Origin of the sequence: Polyangium sp. y55x31, assembly GCF_029946505.1 — a bacterium.
Lineage (GTDB): Bacteria > Myxococcota_A > Polyangia > Polyangiales > Polyangiaceae > Polyangium.
In genome coordinates this window covers 152780-169233 of sequence record NZ_JARZHG010000026.1, presented here as the reverse complement: position 1 = coordinate 169233, position 16454 = coordinate 152780, and the positions used below count along the sequence as shown (strand labels likewise).

Annotated in this window: 16 protein-coding genes; 3 read left to right on the top strand and 13 right to left on the bottom strand. The window is 70.0% G+C overall.

Annotated elements, in window-relative coordinates:
* On the top strand, positions 1–589 hold a 589-nt coding region (locus QHF84_RS34295; RefSeq protein WP_281317728.1), incomplete at its 5' end, for a hypothetical protein.
* Between the two features lie 19 nt (positions 590–608).
* On the opposite strand, the gene QHF84_RS34290 is transcribed toward QHF84_RS34295, so the two are convergent.
* The 9 genes from QHF84_RS34290 to QHF84_RS34250 all read right to left on the bottom strand — a co-directional run bounded on the left by QHF84_RS34290 (position 609) and on the right by QHF84_RS34250 (position 9121).
* The gene (locus tag QHF84_RS34290; protein ID WP_281317727.1) at positions 609–1649 is read right to left on the bottom strand and encodes a hypothetical protein; all 1041 of its coding nucleotides are present in this window, start codon (positions 1647–1649) and stop codon (positions 609–611) included.
* A gap of 46 nt (positions 1650–1695) precedes the next feature.
* A complete protein-coding gene (locus QHF84_RS34285; protein WP_281317726.1) occupies positions 1696–2172 on the bottom strand; it encodes a hypothetical protein in 477 nt (158 codons plus the stop codon).
* A 42-nt stretch (positions 2173–2214) separates the two neighbouring features.
* Positions 2215–3840 (bottom strand): 1,4-alpha-glucan branching protein domain-containing protein, encoded by a 1626-nt coding sequence (locus tag QHF84_RS34280; RefSeq protein ID WP_281317725.1) that lies wholly within the window; start codon positions 3838–3840, stop codon positions 2215–2217.
* A gap of 24 nt (positions 3841–3864) precedes the next feature.
* A complete protein-coding gene (hemC, locus tag QHF84_RS34275) occupies positions 3865–4761 on the bottom strand; it encodes a hydroxymethylbilane synthase (protein WP_281317724.1) in 897 nt (298 codons plus the stop codon).
* The gene (gene hemA / locus QHF84_RS34270; protein WP_281317723.1) at positions 4758–6200 is read right to left on the bottom strand and encodes a glutamyl-tRNA reductase; all 1443 of its coding nucleotides are present in this window, start codon (positions 6198–6200) and stop codon (positions 4758–4760) included. The genes hemC and hemA overlap by 4 nt, the downstream gene beginning before the upstream one ends.
* Before the next feature lie 7 nt (positions 6201–6207).
* A complete protein-coding gene (gene ccsA / locus QHF84_RS34265; protein ID WP_281317722.1) occupies positions 6208–7080 on the bottom strand; it encodes a cytochrome c biogenesis protein CcsA in 873 nt (290 codons plus the stop codon).
* A 67-nt stretch (positions 7081–7147) separates the two neighbouring features.
* Positions 7148–7543, bottom strand: coding sequence for a hypothetical protein (locus tag QHF84_RS34260; RefSeq protein WP_281317721.1), 396 nt, complete (start codon positions 7541–7543; stop codon positions 7148–7150).
* Positions 7544–7610: 67 nt separating this feature from the next.
* Positions 7611–8438, bottom strand: a complete 828-nt coding sequence (gene pssA / locus QHF84_RS34255; protein WP_281317720.1) for a CDP-diacylglycerol--serine O-phosphatidyltransferase — start codon at positions 8436–8438, stop codon at positions 7611–7613.
* A 254-nt stretch (positions 8439–8692) separates the two neighbouring features.
* The gene (locus tag QHF84_RS34250) at positions 8693–9121 is read right to left on the bottom strand and encodes a helix-turn-helix transcriptional regulator (RefSeq protein ID WP_281317719.1); all 429 of its coding nucleotides are present in this window, start codon (positions 9119–9121) and stop codon (positions 8693–8695) included.
* A gap of 303 nt (positions 9122–9424) precedes the next feature.
* Here QHF84_RS34250 and QHF84_RS34245 point away from each other — a divergent pair, with 303 nt between their 5' ends.
* Positions 9425–10216, top strand: coding sequence for an alpha/beta hydrolase (locus QHF84_RS34245; protein ID WP_281317718.1), 792 nt, complete (start codon positions 9425–9427; stop codon positions 10214–10216).
* A 23-nt stretch (positions 10217–10239) separates the two neighbouring features.
* Here QHF84_RS34245 and QHF84_RS34240 read toward each other — a convergent pair whose 3' ends face one another.
* Positions 10240–11778: an ATP-binding protein gene (locus QHF84_RS34240; protein WP_281317717.1), complete on the bottom strand. Its 1539-nt coding sequence runs from the start codon at positions 11776–11778 to the stop codon at positions 10240–10242.
* A 187-nt stretch (positions 11779–11965) separates the two neighbouring features.
* Between QHF84_RS34240 and QHF84_RS34235 the strand changes: the two genes are divergently transcribed.
* Positions 11966–13615, top strand: a complete 1650-nt coding sequence (locus QHF84_RS34235; RefSeq protein WP_281317716.1) for a HEAT repeat domain-containing protein — start codon at positions 11966–11968, stop codon at positions 13613–13615.
* Here the strand turns inward: QHF84_RS34235 and QHF84_RS34230 are convergent.
* Genes QHF84_RS34230 through QHF84_RS34220 form a run of 3 tightly spaced genes read right to left on the bottom strand, consistent with a single transcriptional unit; the run spans position 13604 to position 16445 of the window.
* Positions 13604–14686 carry a hypothetical protein gene (locus QHF84_RS34230; RefSeq protein WP_281317715.1) on the bottom strand — a complete coding sequence of 361 codons (1083 nt, stop codon included), beginning with the start codon at positions 14684–14686 and terminating at the stop codon, positions 13604–13606. The two genes, QHF84_RS34235 and QHF84_RS34230, sit on opposite strands and share 12 nt — an antisense overlap.
* Positions 14686–15519, bottom strand: a complete 834-nt coding sequence (locus tag QHF84_RS34225) for a hypothetical protein (protein WP_281317714.1) — start codon at positions 15517–15519, stop codon at positions 14686–14688. The genes QHF84_RS34230 and QHF84_RS34225 overlap by 1 nt, the downstream gene beginning before the upstream one ends.
* Positions 15516–16445 carry an ABC transporter ATP-binding protein gene (locus QHF84_RS34220; RefSeq protein WP_281317713.1) on the bottom strand — a complete coding sequence of 310 codons (930 nt, stop codon included), beginning with the start codon at positions 16443–16445 and terminating at the stop codon, positions 15516–15518. The genes QHF84_RS34225 and QHF84_RS34220 overlap by 4 nt, the downstream gene beginning before the upstream one ends.
* Positions 16446–16454: the final 9 nt, after the last annotated feature.

The window sequence follows — 16454 nt, the reverse complement described above, 5'->3', positions numbered from 1 at the left end:
GGGCGCGGCTGCGCCTCCGCCCGCGCCGCCGCCGCCCGCGGGATACGGCTACGGCTATCCACAAGGGTATGGCCCGCCTCCGCCCGGATACATTCCGCCGCAAGGTGGCGAGTACGGACAGCCTCCGCCCGGATACGGCCCGCCGCCGCAGCAAGGATACCCGTACGGATATCCGTACTACGGCCCGTACTACGGCGAGCCGCAGCCGCCGCCTCCGCGCTACGAGCGCAAAAACACGACGATGATGGTCGGCGGCATCCTGGCCACGACCGCGGGCATCGTCGGCGTGCTCGCCGGCTCGGCGATCGCGAGCACCGCGGCGAACCAGATCCCGATCTACTGCGACTCGCAGTTCGGCCCCACGATCTGCGAGACGCGCACCGACGAGACGCAACTAGCCGTGGGCTACGGCATCCTGATCACCGGCGTCGTGGCGCTCGGCGTGGGCGTGCCGCTGTGGGTGATCGGCAGCAAGCGCGTGCCCGTGAAGAGCGACGAGACGACGCCCACGACGACGCCGGCCGCGCCGCAGACGAGCTTGCGCTTGCTCGTCGGCCCCACGTCCGCGGGGCTTCACGTCACGTTCTGATCACGTCGCGCCCGCGACATCAGTTGCAGTTGCCGCTCCCATCACACATGCCGGGCAAGCCGCCCGCGGTCGTGCACATGGTGCCCTGCGCAGCCGGGCCTGTCGTCGGCGTGCCGCTCGAGCACACGGGTTTCGTGCAGTCCCCCGGGGTCGGATCGGTCGGCGCGTCCAGGTCGTCGGGCTGATCCAGCGTGCCACCCATGCCGTCGCACACGGTGGTGCGGCAATCGCCCGACACCTGCGTCTCCGTGACGACGTCCGGGCCTGGCAAGGGCATCTGCACGCACGCGCCCGCCAAGCAGGAGCTCGGCTTGCACGTCGTGGATCCGCCGCACGTGGTGCCGTCGGGCTGCGGCGTGTGGACGACGGTGACGCTCTCGCCGCACGACTCGACGTCGCAGTCGTTGTCGTCGGGCAAGGGCACGTCGAGCGGCGCGGGCGCGAGAACGATGTCGCCGTTCATGTCGCAAACGGCGCGCGAACAGTCGGTGAGATCGACGTTGGAGATCTGTTTGTCGACGTCGATCTCGAGGCCACACGCGTTCATCATGCCCACGAGGTTGCAGACGACCTTGTGACAGAGGCCGCCCTGGGGGCACTCTCCCGCGTTGGTGCAGCCGACGCACAGACCGGCAGAGCAGACGATCTGGCTGTTCGTTCCGCACGGCGCGTTCTCCATCGCAGGATCCGGCGCGTGGCTCGGCATGCCTCCGGTGCACGTGTCGAGCGTGCACGGGTTGTAGTCGTTCGGTTTGTCCGTGTCGTCGACGATCTCCTCGATCGCGCCGTCGGCCGTGCACTGCTTGCGTTTGCAGTCGCCGGGGACGAGGCCGTCGAGGACGAGTTTGCCCGCGGGCGCCTGGGTCTCGACACACGCTCCGCCGACACACGCAGCGATCTTGCAAGGGTCACTCGCGCCGCACTGCGCATCACTCGTGCACGCGGGCTCCGAGCCGCCGCCCGACGACGACGCGGCGTTCCCCTCGCCTCCACCGCCGCACGCAGCCACGAACAGGAAGCCAGCCAGACCGAGTCCGAACAGGGGATCGAAGCGAAGCATGAAGCGATCGTCTCCGCGCGTGGCGATCGCTGTCAACTCGTGCCGCTCAGGGCGACGTTTGCGCGAGGCAGGCGAGGACATACGGGCCGCACGAGGTCTCGACACACGCGTCACACGCCGCCACGTCCGTCGCGGTGTTGCCGCATGCAGGCGTGAGCGAGCAGCTCGGGTAACACACGCTCGTCTCGCTGCATCGGCAGTCGTCGAGCAGGGCGTGGACGTCGACGGAGCTCGGGCATATCGGGACATCGACGGGCTTCGCCACGTTCGCGCCCGCGAGGTTCGCGCACGGGACGCATGATCCGCCGCCTGCGCCGCCCATGCCACCCGCGCCGCCCGATCCCCCGGCGCCGCCCTGTCCGGCGCAGCCCTTCGCGGTCGGCTTCGTGTCGCAGAGCGTGGCCCAGTCGGTCGAGTGGAAGAGATCACTGCCGCAGGCGATCGACGCGAGCGCGAGGCACGACGGCAAGAGGCAAGCAAGACGGGGAAAGCTCGAACGAGCGTGCATCGCGAAGATGAGCATCCGTGATCCAGGGGCAGATCGACAAGGCCCAAGATGGGCGCTTCACGCGTCGAACGCGTCGCGCAAGCGCTCGCCTTCGAGCCCGGCGAGGAACGGCGTACGCTCGCACGTAGCCTCGATCCACCGCGCCTCGCTCTCGCCGATCCAGCCGCGCCCCGCGAGCCTGCAGAGCCGATCCACGCGGCTCGCATGCGCGCGGACGCGTGCTGCCGCGTACGTCGCCATCTCGCCGCGCCGGATCATGAAGCCCCAGTCGCTCGCTTCGAGCAACACGAGCTCGCGAATCGCTTGATCCAGCGCGCGCCCTGCGAGCCCGTCCGCCCCGCGCCGTGTCCGCACGAGCCCCTGCACGGTCTGCTCTGCGTGGCGCACGTGCCGCACGAGGTGCGCGGGCGACATGCCCTCCGTGCGATCGGGATCGAGCGCGCGCCCGAGCCAAGCCTCGCCGAAGCCGCCTTCGCCCCAGGACGAGGTCGAGGGCTCGGCGACCGTGAGCGAAGGCTCGGCCGCGAGGTAAGCGCCGAGCGTCACGGGCGCGATCTCGCCTGCGAGCTCCGCGTGATGCAGGGCGCGCAGCGCGTGTTCGAGGAAGATCGGGCCTTCGAACCACCAGTGGCCGAAGAGCTCGGCGTCGTACGGCGCGACCACGACGGGGCGTGGTACTCGGCCTTGCGCGGCCCGCAGCGTAGACGCCCGCTCAGCCACGAAATGCGCGGCGTCCGCGCGCGCGCGGGCCTCGGCCGCCGCGGGATCCCAGAGCTCCTTGCGCGGCCCAGGACCCGTGATGCGGTGGTACTTGAGGCCCGTCATGAGGCGCGTGCCGTCCGGGCCGATCTCTCCCGCGAGCGCGGATTCCGGCAGATCGAAGCCGATGTCGCGGTAGAAATCGCGATAGTCCGGATGCCCCGGATAACCCACCTCGCGTGACCAGACCTCTCGCGAGGCTCGCGGATCACGGCCGAAAAACGCGACGCCCGCGGGGGAGAGGATCGGCGCGAGCACGCCCCGCGGAGGCCGCGGCAAGGCGAGCTCGAGGCCGTGCGCGTCGAGCACCGTGTACCCCACGCCTGCTGCCGAAAGCTCCGGCAAGAGCGAGGGATCGTACCCGCACTCGGGGAGCCACAGCCCGCGCGGCTTTCGCCCCACGAGGGCCTCGAACGCGCGCAGGCCGAGTTTTACCTGCGCGCGCGCAGACGAACGCGTGAGCGCCGGCAAATACGCGTGCGTGACGCTCGTCGTCAGGAGCTCGATCGAGCCGCGCTCCTCATGGCTTGCGAGAGCGCCGAGCACGTCGCCGCCGATGCGCTCCCACGCCGCGCGCGTGGCCTCGAGCCGCGCCCGGTAAAAGGCCACGATCGGGCGCAGCGCCGCATCCCCGCTCGTCCTCCGCTCTTCCTGCGCCGCGAGCTTTTCGAGCCGATCCATGTGCAGGACGAAGCGCTTTCGAAGCAGCGGATCGGCGAGCATCGCCGCGAGCGTCGGCGACACCGACACCGTGATCCGCGCGGCGATCCCGTCCGCTTCGAGCCGCGCGAGCACGTCGAGCAGCGGCAGGTACGATTCCCAGAGCGCCTCGTGCAGCCATCGCTCTTCGAGCGGGCGCGCGTGTTCCGGGTGCCGCACCCAGGGCAGGTGCGCGTGCAGGACGATCGCGACGTATCCAAGCATCGGCCGCAGGATAAGCGAGCGCCCTCAGGCGCGGAGGAGCTCCTGTCCGAGATCCAGACCGACACGCGTCGCTTCCGCCGTGTTCGGCCACGCGACGCGACGTTCGCCCATCCGCGGGCGCGTCCCATCCGCCTCGGCGATCATCGCCCGGATCCAGAGCCCCTCGTCCGTACGCACCGCGTGCGCCGCCACGGGCGTGCGGCAGTCGGCTCCGAGCGCGACCATCACGCCACGCTCGGCCGCCACGCGCACGCTCGTCTCGGGATCGTCGAGCGGCGCGAGTGCGCGGAGTGTCTCCACATCGGCCTCGCGGCACTCGATGCCGAGCGCGCCTTGCCCGATCGCAGGAAGCATCACGGCGGGATCGAGGATCTCGGTCGCGCGTCGTTCGAGCCCGAGACGCCGAAGCCCCGCGAGCGCGAGCACGATTGCATCCACGTGCCCCTCGTCGAGCTTGCGCAGGCGCGTGTCCACGTTCCCGCGCAGCGGCACGATCACGAGGTCCGGCCGCGAAAGCCCGATCGCCGCAGCCCGCCGCAGGCTCGACGTCCCCACGCGCGCGCCCGCAGGCAGCTCCGCGAGCGTCGCGCCCGTCCGCGTGATGAAGACGTCGCGCGGATCCTCGCGCCGCGGGACACAAGAGATCACGAGCCCATCGGGGATCACGGCGGGCACGTCCTTGTACGAGTGCACCGCGAAGTGAGCGCGACCGTCGAGCAGCGCCTCTTCGAGCTCCTTCACGAAGAGCCCCTTGCCGCCGACCTCCTGGAGCGGCCGATCGGTGATCTTGTCGCCCGACGTGACGATCTCAAGCTCGGAGACCTCGAGGCCGGGCGAGGCCGCGACGAGGGCGCGCGCGAAGGCGCGGGACTGGGCGAGGGCGAGGGCGGAGCGTCGAGTGGCGAGTGTCAGGCGAGTCATCCGAGATCCTTTGCGCCCGCGATCCCGCGCGGGGAGGGTGATGCGCGCGACGCCGTCGACGGCGAGCCCGCAGACGAAGCCTGCGCAGGCGCGTGCGCCTTGCCGTTCGTGCCTGCGGCCGTCAGCGTGATCGCTCCGTCGATCGCGCTGCCATCGCCATCCAGGGAGATCGCCGAGATCGCCGACAGGTCGAAGAGATCGTGCACGGCCTCGACGTACCCCTCGGCGCGCGCGTCGCCCGCGAGCTCCTTGAGGCGCGTCACCGGCGCATGAAGCAGCTTGTTCGTCGCGGCGTCGACCATGACGAGCAGCGCCTCTTTCTCCGCGGCGCCGAGGTGCTTGAGGCGCCCGGAAAAACTTCGCTCGAGCTCGGCGAGCAGCACCGCGCGTGTCCGGTTGAAGAGCCCCACGATCGTCGGCGTGAGCTCACGTTCGAGCGTCCAGTGCTCGAACGCGCGCGCCTCCTCCTCGACGATCGCCTCGGCGCGCGCCGCCTCCGCGGCCCGGCCTTCGAGCGACTGCGCCACGATCTGCGAGAGGTCGTCGACGTCGTAGAGGTAGACGCCGTCGATGTCGTTCACGGCAGGCTCCACGTCGCGCGGGACGGCGATGTCGATCAAGAACAAGCTCTTGCCGCGCCGCACCTTCCGCACGCGCTTGACGAGGTTCACCGTGATCACGGGCGTCGGGCTCGATGTCGAGGCGATCGCGATGTCCACCTCGCCGAGCGTCCGTTCGAGATCCGTCATCGGGCGCGGCTCACCACACACGTCGGCCGCGAGCGCCTTCGCCCGCGCCGGGCTCCGGTTCAACACGATGATCTTCGCGCCTGCCTTCGCGAGCAGCTTCGCCGCGGCCTCGGCCATCTCACCCGCGCCCACGAGCGCGGCCTTGCGCCCCGCGAGATCCCCGAAGATCTCCTGCGCGAGATCCACGGCCACGCTCGACACCGACACCTGACCTTCGCCGATGGCCGTTTCGCTCCGCGCGCGTTTGCCAACGCGAACCGCTCGGAGCATCGCCTTGCCGAGCGTCTGTCCAAGTGCCTTGTTCTCCCGCGCGAGCTCGATCGCGTCCTTCAGTTGCCCGAGGATCTGCGGCTCGCCCACGACGAGCGAGTCGAGCGACGAGGCCACGCGGAAGAGGTGTCGCACGGCATCGACGCCCTCCTTGCGCCCGAGGTGCATCGCGATCGCGTCGCCGCCGATCGCCGCGAGCGCGGAGATGGTCTCGCGGCTCGCCGCTTCGAGAGAACCTCCGCGCGGCGGCGCGGCGTACACCTCGACGCGGTTGCACGTGGAGAGCACCACGGCCTCGCCGATCGCCGGATCCGCGAGGAGCCGCTCGTAGAGCGCAGGCAGCGCATCACGCTGCACCGCGAGCCGCTCGCGCACCGCGATCGGCGCTGTCTTGTGGGAGAGGCCAACGACGACGATCACGCTCGCCCTAGCCTCCGACCCTCGGCGAGCCGAGCTCGACCACGGGCCGCACGAGGTAGACCACGAGCACCGCGGCCACGCAGCAGAACCCTGCGATCGTCCCGTACGCCGCCCGCCGCCCGCGCCACCCTGCGGCGGCGCGCAGGATGAGCACGGCCGCGATCACGAGCCACGTCGCATACCCCAGCACGGCCCGGAGGATCGCCTCCACGGTGCCGTTCTCCAGGTTCTTCGCCCAGATCGTCCCCGTGAGCACGCCGAGCGTGAGCAGCGGGAAGCCGGCGACGAGGAAGCGGTGCACGGCCTGATCGAGGACCTCGAGCGGAGGCAGGTTGCCGATCCGCAGGCGATCCGTGCGCTTCTTCTTCAGGCGCTTCTCCTGGACGAGGTAGAGCATCGCCGCGCCGCCCGCGAGCAGGAACAGCGCCGTCCCCGCGAGGTTCGCGAGCACGTGCACCGCGAGGAACGCGGGGCTTATCGTGTGCGCGGGCACCGGCTGGCCGAGGAAATACGTCCCGAGCACGAAGACGAGCCCGAGCGGCGCGAGCAAGACCCCGATCGCGTCGATCCGGAAGCGGCGCCGCGCCGGCAGGTACACGGCGATCGCCAGGATGGAGGCCATGGAGAGCGAGAAATGCACCGAGTTCACGGGGCACACGCGCGCGACGAGGCTGGCGAACGTCACGTACGCCAGGTGAAACGCCGCGGCCACGCCGAGGCTCGTCGCGGCCCACGACGAGCGTCGCGGCGGCGGCACGGAGCCGATCGACGCAGCGATCCGCGTCTCCTTGCGCGCGACGTCGAGGAAAAAGAGGGCGCTCGCGGCTCCGTAGAGCAACACGGCCACGAAGAACGTCCCCGTGGAGAGAGCGCGCGTCATGGCGGGAGAAGGTAGCGCGTCTTGGGTGCGGCGGCAGGCGCGATGCGCGTCCTTGGATCTCGAATGGTCAGAGCTTCGTGGCGAGGAAGGCCGCGAGCAGATCCTCGTCGGTCGTCAGGTTCCGCGTCTGCGACGGGGGCCCGCCGCGCTGGTGGTCCGCGAAGGTCCCGATCGGCGCGCCCACGAACCCCGGCACGACGTCGTACGCGTTGTCTCCGAGGATCATCGAGGTCTCCAGGATCTCCGCGCCGAGCTCGGCGAGGAACGCCTTGGACTTCACCTTGCCGAGCAGCTCGTGGCTGTCGGGCGAGCCGCTGACCTCGCTGAGGATGCGGATCGCCTCGATGATGCGGTATTTTCGCCCCTCGCTCTTGATCGTCAGCTCGTCGTTCTTGAGGTCGACCCTGTCCTCACCCAGCCACTCGTCGAGCGCGACCTGCGGGAAAAATACGCGATTCTTCATGGACGGCGCGCAGTCTACATGGTTCGGCCCTGCCGCAAAGTCAAAGCCGTTCCGAACGCCCGGGGGTTCAGGCCGAGGCCGCGGGCGGAGGCTGGTTCGAATCGCTGGCGAGCAAGCTCGCGCGGAGGCGCCGGGGCAGGTGCCAGAGCGACTCGAGGATCCCCATCGTCACGTAGCAGCCGAGCAGCCACACGAGCACGAACGCCGGCTGCATCTTCAGAGAGACGGCCACGGACGAACCCACCATGAACGCGACGAGCAGAGCCGTCCGCGCGTTCAGCTTCACGTCCTTGAACGAGCGGAACCGGATCGTCGACACCATCAGCATCGACAAACCGATCGTGACGAACAGCATCATCACGGTGTACTCGGCGCGCCCGAGGATCCCGCCGGCCGCGTGGCTCGCCACGACGAGCGAGACGAGGATGCCCGCGGCGCCCGGGATGGGCAGGCCCACGATGTACTTCGAGGGCTTCGAAGGTTTGCCGTCGTCGCCGGTCGAGAGCACGTTGAACCGCGCGAGCCGGATCGCGCCGCACGCCGTGAACATGAACGACGCCACGAGCCCGAGCGTGCCGAGCCGGTGGAGCGTCCACTGGTAGAGCAGGAGCGACGGCGCCACGCCGAACGACACCACGTCGGCGAGCGAGTCGATCTGGAGACCAAACGCGCTCTGCGTCTTCGTCGCGCGCGCGACGCGGCCGTCGAGCGTGTCGAAGAACATCGCGAAGACGATGAGCAACGCGGCGCGGTAGAAGTCCGCCTCGCCTTGCGCCGTCGCCGAGGTCCGGATGCTGTCGAAGCCGCAGAAGATGCTCGTCAGCGTGATCATGTTCGGCAGCAAGAACAGCGTCTTCTTGAGCTCGAACTTCCGCAGCCGGATGCCCTTCCCCATCGTCCCTTTCCTCCAGCGCATGAGGTCGACGAGCGTAACGACGCAGCGCGCGATGACGCAAGCAAAGCCCGAGGATCGGACGCAGATCGTCCGATCCTCGGAAGCGCGTTACGCACCACACGCCCACGCGGGGATGGAAGTGGATACGGCGCTTCGCACCCCGATGACACGAGCGCCGATCGCTTGACGGAGAGCGTGGCCGCAGGATCGTCCGTGGGAGAACCAATCCGTTTGAGCAGCAACGACCTACGGACTCACGACGAGCGCTTTTTCTTCCGCGCTTTCGCGGGCGCGCTCTTCCGCTTGGCGGCCTTCTTCGGCGGAGGCGCCGCGGCTTCCTTCGTGGACTCGAGCGGCCCCATGTCCTGCAAGATGTCCTTGAGCAGCTTGCGGATCGTCCCGCGTCCGAGGTGGCGCGTCAGGTCCACGAGCTTCTGACGATCGCCTTGATCGGGGAACGTGAGGAGGTCGAGCACGTCGACCTCCAGCCGCTCCGCGAGGACCTTCAGCGTGTGGATCGTGGGCCTCGCGAGCCCTCGCTCCAGGTTCGACAGGTGTCCCTTCGAGCCGAGCTCGCTCTCGAAGGCGAGCTTCTCCATCGTGAGGCCCTGCTCCTCGCGGAGCTGCCTGATGCGGACACCAACTTGGAGAGCAAACGGATCGGGCTCGCGTCGTCGCGGCATGTGGGCACGGTACCCAAAGTCGCGCACGGACTGGTTTTCCTAGACAAACTTCCGCGCAGGGCCGAAACGCCGCCCCGTACGTCCCGATCCGACCGCGCTTTCCTGCGGCTTTCGGCGACAGGTGCGCGCCCGGAGAGCCACCTCGCGCATCCATTGGGAAAGCGCGAACGAGCCGGAGGACCCGTGGGCCTTCCGGCCAGGCAGGGATCGGGCAAGACGAGAAGTCGGTGGTTCGGGCGGACCGGTTCGGGGCTTTCCTGGGGAGGGCTCGGGGCCGACCGCTGCGTTCGAGGAGGGGGACGGATGTTGTCGGTCGATGTGGCGCACGGGGTGGATGCAGGGATGTTCGTCCGGGATTATCACCCGTCCGCGCGGGGCACCCCGCTCGTGTACCTGCACGGGCTCGCCGGACACGGGCTCGTGTTCGAGGCGGTCGCGCTGCACGCGCGGCTCGCCTCGCACAGGCACGTCGTGCCCGATCTTCCCGGGCACGGCCGGAGCATCCCGGCCCCGCGGCCCGCGCCGCTCACGGCGTTCGCCGATCACTTCGCCCGATGGCTCGCGAGTCGCTTCGGCGAGCGCGTCGGGCTCATCGGACACGGCCTCGGCGGGACGCTCGCCATGCTCATCGCCGAGCGCCACCCGGGCCTCGTCCGCGCCGTCGTGGACATCGACGGCCCGAAGACCATCGACGACTGCGCGAGCTTCCGTCCCGCCGCGGAGCTGACCCTCGCCGACCTCGGCGGACCGGGGATCAGCGCGCTGCGCGACGCGGTGAGGCGCGCCTCGCGGGGCACGACGACGGCCGAGGATCCGGGCCGCGTTCCCTGCGACGCGCGCCTGCTTCACGCGTGGGGACGTGAGCTCGTGACGCTCGCCGAGGAGGGCTCGCTCGCGTGGCGGCTCGCGCGTCTGTCCGTGCCGGCGCTCTTCGTCACGGGCAGCCGCGGCGCGGTCTCGCAACGATCGCTCTCGCGCCTCGCCGAGGCGCGTGTCGTCGTCGCCGAGATGCCCGACGCGGGCCCGTCGCCCTTCGTCGAGCGCCCGCACGAGTTCGCCGCGATCCTCGGCGACTTCCTGCGCTTCAAATCCTGAGACGAGAAAACCTCGGCGACGGATCACGCCCGGACGAGCACGATCTCGCGTCCGGCAGGCGTCTTCTCTTTCGCGGCGCCGAGCCGCTGCGAGACGGGCGAGACGCCCTTGCGCCGATCGAACACCACGAGCCAGCCGTTGTCGATGCCGAGCCGCGCGAGCGCCTCGTCGACCTGCACGAGCCCCTCGGGGATCGGATCCGGGTCGCGATCACGACGCACCTTCACCACGAGCGCGACCGCGGCCCCGCCCTGACGGATGCACACGTCCATGCGGCCGCGGCCGATCGCGTAGACCCGCTCGATGAGACCGCCGCTCTTCACGACGCGGTTCAAGAACGCCGTGAGCACGAGCGGCGAGAGCTCGCCGTAAGGCGCGCTGGAGAAGAGCGCGTCGCCGTGACGCCGCCAGAAATCGAGGAACGCTTCGAGCAGCCGGTCCGCGTCGAGCCGCCCATCGGGCCCGACCCACGCGGGCTGTCCGACCGGGAACACCGATCGCACCGCGCCCGGCAGGAGGCGCGCGACGAGCGCGTGGAAGATCGGGTTCGCCAGGGCGATGGTTCCATCGGGCAGGCGCTTCACGAGCCCGAGATCAAAGCCGACCCGCAAGTCCTCGGCCGCCGGCTCGCGTGGCGCTTCCGCGAGGATCTGCTCGAGCGCCGCCCGCAGTTTTGCGTCGCGCATGCGATCGCCGATCTCATCGAGCAGGCCGCCGCGCCGGTCGAGCAAGAGATCCTTCGCCCGCTCGATGTCCACCGCCGTCAGCGGGCCCTTGCGACCGTCCGAGCCCTCGATGATCCGCTGCGCGAGCGCGTTCACGAGGAACGGATGTCCCTGGGTGAGCTCGTGGACGCGATCGACCGCGCCGGGCAAGAGCTCGAGCCCCGTCCGCTCTTCGAGCCCTTGCAGCAACGTCTCCACGTCGCTGCGCGTAAAACCTTGCAGCGGCAGGAGTTCGGCATCGAGGCCGGTCGAGCTCGCGGGGCCGCGGGTGCTCGAAGGCGCCTGGCCTGCGTCGAGCTCGCGGGGCTCGCGGACCGAGGCGAAGCCGATCGACCAGGGGAAGGCGCGCGGGCGGCGCGGCTTGCCGGCGCGGATCTGCCGGACCAGCGAGATGCGCACCTCGCGCGAAAGGCTGTCGAGGCCGTCGAGGAGGATGACGAGCGGCCGCGGCGCCTCCTGGGAGAACGCCGAGAGCGCGGCGCCGATGCGGTTTCCCTGGGGCGCGTCGGGCCAGCGCGGGACCGAGACGTCGGCGGGCAGGTAGGCGGCGAGGTCGTAACGCCACGAGTCGAGCATCGCGAGCTCGGCCGTGTCGATGCTCGTCAGCGCGGCGCCGGGCTCGAGCGAGAGCACCGCGGCGACGTACTTGCCTTCACGGTTCAGCACGGAGGCGAGGTCGAGCAGCGCGGTCGTCTTCCCGGTCTGCCGGGGGGCGTGGAGGTTGAAGTAACTGCCCTGCTCGATGATTTCCCGGACGCCGGGGACACGGGACAGCGCGGGGACCGTGTGGTGGCGCGCCGGATCGTTCGGGCCAGCCGTGTTGAAGCGGCGGGACATGGCCGGAGGATCCCAGGGTGAGCATGGGGCGTCAAGCGAACCCCTTGGCGAGCACGGCTCACGCATGACGCGCTCGTGCGTCAAGGGTTCGCGTGTCGCCCGGCACCGTGATACGCCTGAACATCGAGCCCGGCCCGAGGCCCAGGTGGCTCCCGGTATGGTGCTCCGGTGACCACAGGCACCTCGCGTGTTCGACGTTTCCTCTCTGTGCTGGACCTCTCGTGAAGAGGTTGGCGAACGAATCCTCCCGTGGCTCGACCTGCCGGGCCGCGTGGGCGACAACGCGGCGCGCCTCGTGGCCTTCCTCGCGCCGCCGTCGCTCGCGGCCGCGCTGACGCGGATCGCGGCCGATCCCGAGCGTCGCTTTTGGCATCGCGTCCACGCGCTCCGCGCCCTCGCGCGGGCCTCGGCAGGTTTGTCCGACGAAACCCTCGCGCGCCTGCTCGATGAGCTCTTCACGGACGAACCCTCCGCGCCACTCGCGTGTGGCGCTCGCCTCCGCACGACCCCGCCGCTCGTCGAGATCGTCCCTTTCGCCCGGAGCGGCGCACGCCGGGCGGACCTGCTCGCGCGCCTCGATCGGGCGAGCCCGAAGGCGCGCGTGGCGGCGCTCGCGTCGATGGGCTCGCTCGCGGACAAACCTTGCTCGGAGCTCGAAGCCTGGCTCGTTTCGCGCTGGCTCGAGGACGTGGCGCAGCGGTCGCCCGACGAAGAGGACGTCTCGCTCTCGCTCTTGCTGGCCGGCGACTACCCGGAGGCGCTCGACGTGCTCGCGGCGCATCACCGCGCCCGTCCACGGGACGCCAATCTCTTCGATACGATCCTCTTCTTTCCCGAGCTCGCCGATCGCCTCGACGACGAGACACGCGCCGAAGCCGCCGCGGCCCTCTTGCTCCCGCGCCGCGACCTATTGCGTTTCTTCAAGCTCGCGGAGCTCCGAGAGGCCGCACGAAAGGCCCTCCTCGCCGTCCCCCTCCACGAGCTCGGCGACCTGTATCGTCATCGTGGAGCGATCGCCTTCCTGATCGAGGACGAGGAGGGCCCCGCGATTGCAGCCGACCTGCTCGCCCACGCGCGCCTCCACGAAATGGTACGCGCCGATCTCGGCCTCGTCCTCCATCGACGCCAGAGGCGCGTCGCCGCCGAGTATCTCGAACAGCACGGCGCCGCTCCGGAAAACCTCGACCTCGCCCGCGCGCTCCTCCGCGAGATCGCGAAAAACCCCGATACGCGTGACAGGCCCGCGCTCCTCGCCGCGCTGCATTTCCCGGACCCCGAGGCCCGCTACCTCGCCCTCGACGTACTCGACGCCGTCGGCGAGGATCGCCCCGCCTTCCGCGCCTCGCTCGAACGCCTCGCCGAAGACCCCGATCCTTTCGTGCGCCTACGCGTCACGGGCATGCTCGCGCGTCGCCGCCATGCGGGGCTCGTCCAAACACTCGTGGATACGGCCCGGTCCTCGGCCGAGGGAAAGCTGCGCGCCCAGGCCCTGATGCTCCTCGGAGGGCTCCCCGAGGCCCGGGACCATTTTGATCTTTTCGAGCGCGCGCTCCTCGAAGAGCACGCTACGGAGGAGCTCACGGGCCATACGCCGGCCGCCGAGCAAGCCGCGATCGCCCTCGGCTGCGTCTTCGGCCGCGAAGCCACCACGGTCCTCCTTCGTGGCCACCTGCTCGCCCCGAGCAACGCCGCGCTCGACGTCATCGAGGCCGCGCTCTCCGTGGCCCTCGCCGAATTGGAGGGCGCGCCGCTCACGCCCTCCGCGCGCCGCCAGGAAATCACCATCCGCGACGGTGGACGGTGCACCTCCTGGTCGCCCTTCCGCTCACTGCGATGATGCAGGGGACGGCGGCGCCGCATCTCGCTTGCGACACGGCCCCATTTCCTTGAGCACGTCGAGCGGCAGCGCCACGTCCAGCGTGAATCGCCCGTCCCGCGGCTTGATCGTCGCGTAATCGAGCAGCTCCCGCAGCCGGTCGTCGCCCTCGTCCTCGGCGCCGGCGCGCGCCAGGCTCAAGGCCGCGCCCATCGATTTCGCCAGATCCCTCACTTCCTCCGGGTTCGAACCATTCACGTCCGCCACGATGGCCACGTCCTCCGACGTGTCCACGTGCAGATCCACGCGGTCGATCGCGGCCCGGATCCTCGCGGCGATCTCGCCCTGCTCCGCCGGCAACATGTCCGCGAGCTCCTCGGGCGAGATCACCCCGAAAATGTCGCCGTACACCGACCATTCCGGGATCGTCTGCTCCCGCGACGGGCTCTTCGATTCGAGCCTCTCGATCGCCGCCTCGATCTCCTTCACGTTCGCCCCGGCGAGGACGATCTCGTCCCCCCACGTCGCGAACACCCCGCGGCCCGCCGCGTCCTCCCAGATCGCGCCTTTTTCGCCGAACGAGCGCTTCGGCCAGCCGCTCCTGTCGAACTTCGCCGCGCCCTCCGCGACCGACAGGATCGCCACCTTGCTCGACGACATCGCGATCCGATCGACGTCCTTCAAAAGGTCGATCCCGAACTGCTCCTTGAACATGTCCCGGCCGCGCCCGCGGCGCTGATTCTCGGCTTGCTCGTCCAGCATGCAATCGAGCCAGATCTGCCCGATCGGCGACTCCTTCAGCGCCGAGACCTCGAACACCACCGAGCTCTTGCCCTTCTCGGTCGGCAGCGCCACGAGCAGCGGATCCCGCTTCCGCTGGACGCCCTCCTCCTCCCCGGGCTTCGGCGCCGCGGGCGGCAAGGTCCTCCGTTTCCGGTTGCGCTCCTCTTCCCAGGGCTTCGGGAACCGCGGAAACTCGGCTTTGAGCACCCGCTCGGGCTTCTTGGGTTTGTCCCCCCGCGACATCAAGAACGCCGACAGCCCGAGGAGCGCGGCGAACGCGACGAGCCAGGCCACCCGTCTCATCCTCATCAGAAATCCTTCCGTTCGAAGAGATGAATGCCGAGCGAGAGCGCCGCGAGGCCGAAGACCACGAGCCCGAGGAGCAAGCTCGTCAGCGCGGCCGCATCCACGGGCTCGGAGCCCGCGATATCCGCGGCCGAACGCGCGAGCGACGAGACCCGCGGCAAAAACAGGGTGAGCCCTCGAAAGATCGAGCGCGAGATCCCCGGATCAAAAAACTCCGCGATCCGCTCCCGCTCCCCGGCCACGATCCCGAGCAGGACCAGAGCGCCCCCGGACGCCGCCGAGAGCGCCGCGCTGCGAGCCGCGATCGCGACCGTCAACATCGCCCCGTAAATGGCCGAAAACGTGACGCTGGCGAGCAATGCCGAGACGATGAGCCTTCCAGAATACACGCCCGTCTTCACGCCGAAGATCAAGACGAGCCCGCCCGCTCCATAAAGTGCCCCGAGCAGCGCGAGCGCGAGCACGCCGAGGAACGTACCCACGATGAGCTCGAACCGCCGCACCGGCAAGGAAAGGAGGTGCTCGATCCGCCCCGGCGCGAGCAGGCTCGGGCCGAAATCGGCGCACGCGACCACGCCGAAGAGCAGGCCCCCATAAAAAATCAGATACGACGACGCGATGAACACCGGCCGCAGGGCCACGTCGGCCGCGCGGATCTGCGTGTTCACCGATTTGCCGAAAAACCGCGTCGCCGCGAGCGCCCCGTCGACGACATCCATCCGCAAGGACAAACCGATCACCACGAGCCCCAGGGTGATCCCCAGACCGAGCGCGAGGAACCAGCGCCGCGACGCCGCCTCGCGCAGGAGATCTCTGGCCACGACAAACGATTTCACGCGTGTCCCCGCTCCCCTCCGTGGCCGAGCGCCTCCGCCAGCACATCCTCGAGATCCCGCACGTCGTGCGTGAGCCCCACGAGCCGCGCCCCGGTGCCCCGCGCTCGATCGAGCAGATCGTTCAACGCCGTAGGATCCGCCGCATCCACGACGAACACGCCCTCCCCCTCCGCCGGCCGAAAGCCGAGCGCCTGGAGCGCCGCGGCGTCGAGAGGCGGGGCAAACCGCACGCGATACCGCGTCTCGCTCCCGCAAAGCGCCTCGATCGGCCCTTCCCGGAGGAGCCGCCCGCCCGAGAGAATGCCGATCCGATCGCAGATGCGCTCCGTCTCCGAGAGCAGGTGCGAATTCAGAAACAGCGTCGCCCCCCGCGCCCGCTCCTCCGCGAGGATCCGGCGGATCTCCGCCCGGCCGAGCGGATCGACGCCGTCCGTCGGCTCATCGAGCACGAGCAGCATCGGCCCGCCGAGCAGCGCCGCCGCGAGCCCGAGCCGCTGCCGCATTCCCTTGGAAAAACCCCCGATCCGGCGCCCCTCGTCGCCGGAGAGCCCCACCCGACCGATCTGCCGCCGCACCTCGTCGTCGGCGCGCGGGATCCCTTTCAATCGCGCCACGCTCTCCAGGAATTGCACGGGCGTGAACGCGTGCGGCAAAAAGAGCCGCTCCGGCAGATACCCGATCTGGGCGCGCGCGGCCGGGTCCTCCGGGTCCTTGCCGAGGACCCGCACGACGCCCGCGCTCGGCCGCACGACGCCGAGCAGCGCCTTGATGAACGTGGTTTTTCCCGCGCCATTGAGCCCGATCAGGCCAAACGCCGCGCCCTCGGAGATCACGAGATCGAGCCCCGCGAGCGCCTCCTTTTCCGCGCCCCGTGGAAAACCCCCGCCGTACGTTTTCCGAAGCCCCCGGGCCTCGATGGCCAGCATGGCGCGACC